Origin of the sequence: Methanohalobium sp., assembly GCF_018609725.1 — an archaeon.
GTDB lineage: Archaea > Halobacteriota > Methanosarcinia > Methanosarcinales > Methanosarcinaceae > Methanohalobium.
Genome location: NZ_JAHENT010000034.1, coordinates 1 through 4,959 on the forward strand (window position 1 = coordinate 1; position 4,959 = coordinate 4,959).

At 38.0% G+C, this 4,959-nt stretch carries 4 protein-coding genes, 1 tRNA gene and 1 pseudogene; 4 read left to right on the plus strand and 2 right to left on the minus strand.

What is annotated here, in order from left to right; translation table 11 throughout:
• From pyrE to QZ276_RS01855, 4 genes are all read left to right on the plus strand, one after another.
• A partial coding sequence (gene pyrE / locus QZ276_RS01840) for an orotate phosphoribosyltransferase (RefSeq protein WP_292484765.1) occupies positions 1–402 on the plus strand: 402 nt, incomplete at its 5' end.
• 137 nt (positions 403–539) lie between these two features.
• Positions 540–1,844 (plus strand): phosphoribosylamine--glycine ligase, encoded by a 1,305-nt coding sequence (purD, locus tag QZ276_RS01845; RefSeq protein WP_292484767.1) that lies wholly within the window; start codon positions 540–542, stop codon positions 1,842–1,844.
• A gap of 18 nt (positions 1,845–1,862) precedes the next feature.
• Positions 1,863–2,774, plus strand: a complete 912-nt coding sequence (argF, locus tag QZ276_RS01850) for an ornithine carbamoyltransferase (protein WP_292484769.1) — start codon at positions 1,863–1,865, stop codon at positions 2,772–2,774.
• An 83-nt stretch (positions 2,775–2,857) separates the two neighbouring features.
• Positions 2,858–2,942: transfer RNA gene (locus tag QZ276_RS01855), tRNA-Leu, on the plus strand.
• A 52-nt stretch (positions 2,943–2,994) separates the two neighbouring features.
• Here QZ276_RS01855 and sat read toward each other — a convergent pair.
• On the minus strand, positions 2,995–4,155 hold the full coding sequence (gene sat, locus QZ276_RS01860) for a sulfate adenylyltransferase (protein ID WP_292484771.1): 1,161 nt from the start codon (positions 4,153–4,155) through the stop codon (positions 2,995–2,997).
• Positions 4,156–4,190: 35 nt separating this feature from the next.
• A pseudogene (locus tag QZ276_RS01865) lies at positions 4,191–4,751 on the minus strand (phosphoadenylyl-sulfate reductase).
• Between the last annotated feature and the right edge of the window lie 208 nt (positions 4,752–4,959).

Below are 4,959 nucleotides of genomic sequence, written 5' to 3' on the forward strand. Positions count from 1 at the left end.
CAACCGGACACACTTAAACTGATTGGAAAAAAGGCAGCAGAGGTAATAAAATCTATAGATGTGGATAATGTTGGAGGTGTTGAACTTGGTGGTGTACCCATAGCCACTGCGGTATCACTTGAATCAAGACTTCCAATGATTATTATACGCAAAACTTCCAAAGAATACGGTACAGGTGGGAAACTTGTAGGTCAACTGGAAAAAGGAGACCGTGTAATACTACTTGAAGATGTTACTACAAGTGGAGGGTCTGTTAAAGAAGCAGTATCTAATATACAGGATGAAGGAGGATATATAGATACTGTTATAACGGTTGTTGATAGGGAAGAAGGTGCAGAGAAAAATTTAAAATCTGCTGGAATCAAACTTATACCATTGATTAAAGCCAGTGACCTTGTTTAATACAGTAACGTATTTATTGCAGGAATTTTAAAATGTTGCAGGAAATATACCTATAAAAATTATCAATTAATAAATCAGAATTAGATATTGATACATAAATCCAGATTATTAAACTTAATTTTAAAGGGGTTTTATAAATGAATATATTAGTTATTGGTGGTGGCGGAAGAGAACATGTTATTGCACAGACAATATCAAACAGCAAACATAACCCGTCACTTTATGCTGTAATGTCAAAGAAAAATCCAGGAATTGCATCTTTGTGCAATGATTATCTGATAGATGATGAAAATAATATCGATAGAATTGTAGCCTATGCTAAATCCAAAAAAGTAGACATTGTTGTAATAGGGCCTGAAAAACCTCTTGCATCCGGTCTTGCTGACGCACTTGAAAGGGCAAAAATAGGTGTTGTAGGTCCAAAAAAGGATGCCGGTAAAATCGAATTTAATAAAGCATGGGCTCGAAACTTTATGAAGAAATACAATATAGAAGGATGTCCTGAATTTAACATATTTAACAATGAAAAAGATGTTAATGATTATATTGAAAAACTGGAAAATGTAGCGGTAAAGCCCATTGGACTGACCGGCGGCAAGGGTGTCAAAGTGATGGGCGACCAGCTTCCAGATATCGATTCTGCAAAAGAATATGCAAGAACTCTTTTAAAAGACAGTAAAGTGGTAATAGAAGAAAATCTGATAGGCGAAGAGTTTACAGTTCAGGCGTTTGTTGATGGGAACAATCTAGCATTTACACCTCCTATACAGGACCATAAACGAGCGTTTGAAAACGATAGAGGTCCAAATACAGGAGGAATGGGTTCATATAGCAGTGCAGATGATGTTTTACCTTTCATGAACAAGGAAGATATTGAAAAAGCACAAAAAATTCTCAAAGATACTGTGGACTCTTTATATAAAGAAACTGGAATACACTACAAAGGTATTATTTATGGACAATTCATGCTCACAAAAGATGGTCCCAAAGTCATAGAATATAATGCTCGTTTTGGAGATCCTGAAGCTATGAATGTACTACCACTTCTTGAAAATGATTTTGTGGATGTATTATCAGCTGTTGTTAACGGCAATCTGTCTGAAATGGAACTTGGTTTCAGTAAAAAAGCGACTGTATGCAAGTATGCCGTCCCAGAAGGATATCCCTATGAACCGATCAAAGACAGTGAAATAATTATCGATGATATTGGAGATGCACTGCTATATTATGCAAGTGTATATGAAGAAGACGGTAAAATATATACATCCGATTCAAGAGCCCTTGCTTTTGTAGGAGTTGCCGATGCAATATCGGAAGCCGAAAATATCGCTCAGACGTCTCTGGATAATGTAAAGGGAAAAATCCAGACAAGGCGTGATATAGGTACAGAGGATTTTATCCAGAAAAAAATAGACCACATGAAACAGCTCAAAACTGCATGATTTACAGGGTTGGTATAAATGAAAAATTTAATATCAATGACTGACCTTTCCGATGAAGATATCCACGAATTACTTGACTCTGCTCAGGATTTGAAAGAAAAACGTGCAAGAGATAAAGTAACCGAGCTTTTGAAAAACAAAAGCCTTGCTATGATATTTGAAAAACCATCAACACGCACCCGAGTATCCTTTGAAGTAGCTATGAGCGACCTTGGCGGGCATGGACTGTATCTTAATTATAAAGACATCCAGCTTGACCGTGGTGAACCAATATCCGACACCGCCACTGTACTTTCCAGATATGTAAATGGGATTGCAGGGAGGGTTAACAGTCATGATACAATCAAGGAAATGGCAAAATATTCTACTATACCCGTTATAAATGCTCTATCAGACATGGAACATCCGTGCCAGATACTTGCTGATTTGCTCACTATCCAAGAATACAAAAATAGGATTAAAAACCTGAAATTCGCATGGGTCGGTGACGGAAACAATGTATGCAACTCTGCAATTCTTGGGTGTGCAATTGTGGGCATGGAAATTGTTGTTGCATGTCCAGAAGGTTATGAACCAAACAGCTATATTGTAGAGCAGGGTAAAAAGATAGGAGGAAACGTTACTATCACTCATGACCCTGCTGAAGCCGCAGAAGATGCTGACATTTTATACACCGATGTATGGATATCAATGGGTGATGAAGACGAACGTGAAAAACGCCTGAACGACCTTGGTGATTACCAGATTAATTCAAACCTTGTAAACCTTGCAAAACATGATGTTATTGTTATGCACTGCCTCCCTGCACACAGAGATGAAGAAATTACCGAAGATGTGCTCAATGGCTCACACTCGGTGGTTTTTGATCAGGCAGAAAACCGGCTCCATGCCCAGAAAGCTCTCATTCTGAAATTGATGGGTCAAAAATAAACAAAAGGTTTTTAAATACCATCAATTTTTTAAAGGATAGCAAAGTTTAATAAGGAAAAGCACTACTATGAGTATCCTCAGGAGCGGGAGTTGCCGAGCTAGGTCAAAGGCGCTGGATTCAGGGTCCAGTCTCGAAGGAGTACGTGCGTTCGAATCGCACCTCCCGCATCTACTTTTTTATAATGGTTTAAAGGGTGAAGATAATACACCCTTATAAGGATTACTCAACAAATGGATTTTCGTACTTGAGAATTGAATCCGCTACTTCAGGTCTCATTGAATCAGCTGACGGACGTTCACCATTTGTTAACATTTCACGCATCCTTGTTCCACTGAAGTTTACAATCTGTTCTTCAGAATGGGGACATGTCTTATCATTTGCGATACTTCTGCACTTTTTGCAGTAGAAGAACGATTTGAAAAAGATAGGTGTAATTCCAAGTTCCTCCTCACCAAATTCTGAAAATATTTCATGAGCGGCAAATGGATGGTAGAAAGACCCTACGCCTGCATGGTCTCTGCCAACAATGAAATGTGTGCATCCGAAATTCTTTCTCACAATAGCATGAAAGATTGCCTCTCTTGGTCCTGCATACCGCATTTCAGTCTGAAAGATTCCAAGCGTTGCTCTATCCTGAGGGAAATAATTCTCAATAAGAGATTCATAGGAGTCAAGGATAACATTATCTTTAAAATCCCCGCTTTTCTTTCTTCCTATAACCGGGTTTATAAACAAACCATCAACAAGGCTTAGTGCGGTTTTTTGTATATATTCATGACCAAGATGTGGAACATTTCGGGTCTGGAAACCTACAACTTTTTCCCAGCCTTTTTCTTTAAACATCGACCTTGTTTCTGCTGGTTTTAATGCATACTCATAAAATGGTGTTGATTTTTCATTGAGAAGGTTAATTTTTCCTCCAACCAGCCTGTCGTTTAACTGATAGATTTTTGCAACTCCCGGGTGTGCATCATCTGTTGTCCCAAATACTTGTTCACAATGCACCCTTTTGTTGAATTTATAAACATCATCCACATTCAACAGGGCTACTGGCTGGTTATTGTGTCTGAGTAAAACTTCATCACCAGGGTTCAAATTACATGCTTTCTCTTCAGATACATCAAGTACTATAGGAATTGTCCAAGGTATTCCGCTGGATAACCTTTTGTCATAAAGCACGCGTTCATAATCATCAGATGTTAAAAATCCTTCAAGTGGACTGAATAAACCGCTTGCAATGTTTTCCACATCTTTTACAAGTTCTGGTCCTATTTCAATACTCTGGAAATCATTAGCACGATTGATAATATCTTCTGCTTCTCCATTGGATAGAGTTCTATCTATAAGTTTTCCACCATGAGGTTTTTGTTGTTCAACCATCCTTAAATCACCTGTTTATGATAAACTTCGTGTAACTATTTTAGATTTCCTGAATGAAGACCGCACTTTTTTTTGGTGGTTTCTTCCCACCACCAACGACCTTCACGTTCATGCTGTCCCGGAGTGACGGTTCTTGTACACGGTTCACATCCAATACTAATGTACCTTTTTTCATGGAGTTTGTTGTAGGGGACGTCGTTCTCTTATATGTACTGCCATACCTGTTTCAGAGTCCAGTTTGCCAGAGGGTTAAATTTCACAAGTTCGCCGTCACCAAAAGCGGGGTCGATTTGAATCACAGGAAGGTTTGAACGGCTTGGACTCTGATTTTTTCTCTGCCCTGTAATCCATGCATCCAGACCATCGAGTGCTCGTTTTAGGGGTGCTATTTTTCTGACACTGCAGCATTCATTATGCCCATCATTGTAAAAAGAGAACAATACTTTTTCTTTCACAAGTTTCTCTGTGGATTCATGGTAGGGCATATATACATCTATATCAATATTGTAATAGTCGCGTACCTCTTCTATAAACCGGTAGGTTTCTGGATACAGTCGTCCTGTATCAAGAGTAAAAACACTTATTTCATCTCTTATTTTTTAGTCATATATATAAGAACTACGTCTTCCGCTCCACTAAATGATATTGAAATGTTGGGTGATATTTATCAAGTGCATAAGAAATGATTTTCTGAGGAGTTATATCATCAAGTTGTTCCAGTTAGTTTACCAAAATTTGTGACATAGTTATAGTCCCTGTGAACATCTAGTGATTTTTAATATTCAGATTTTGATAAATTAAAAA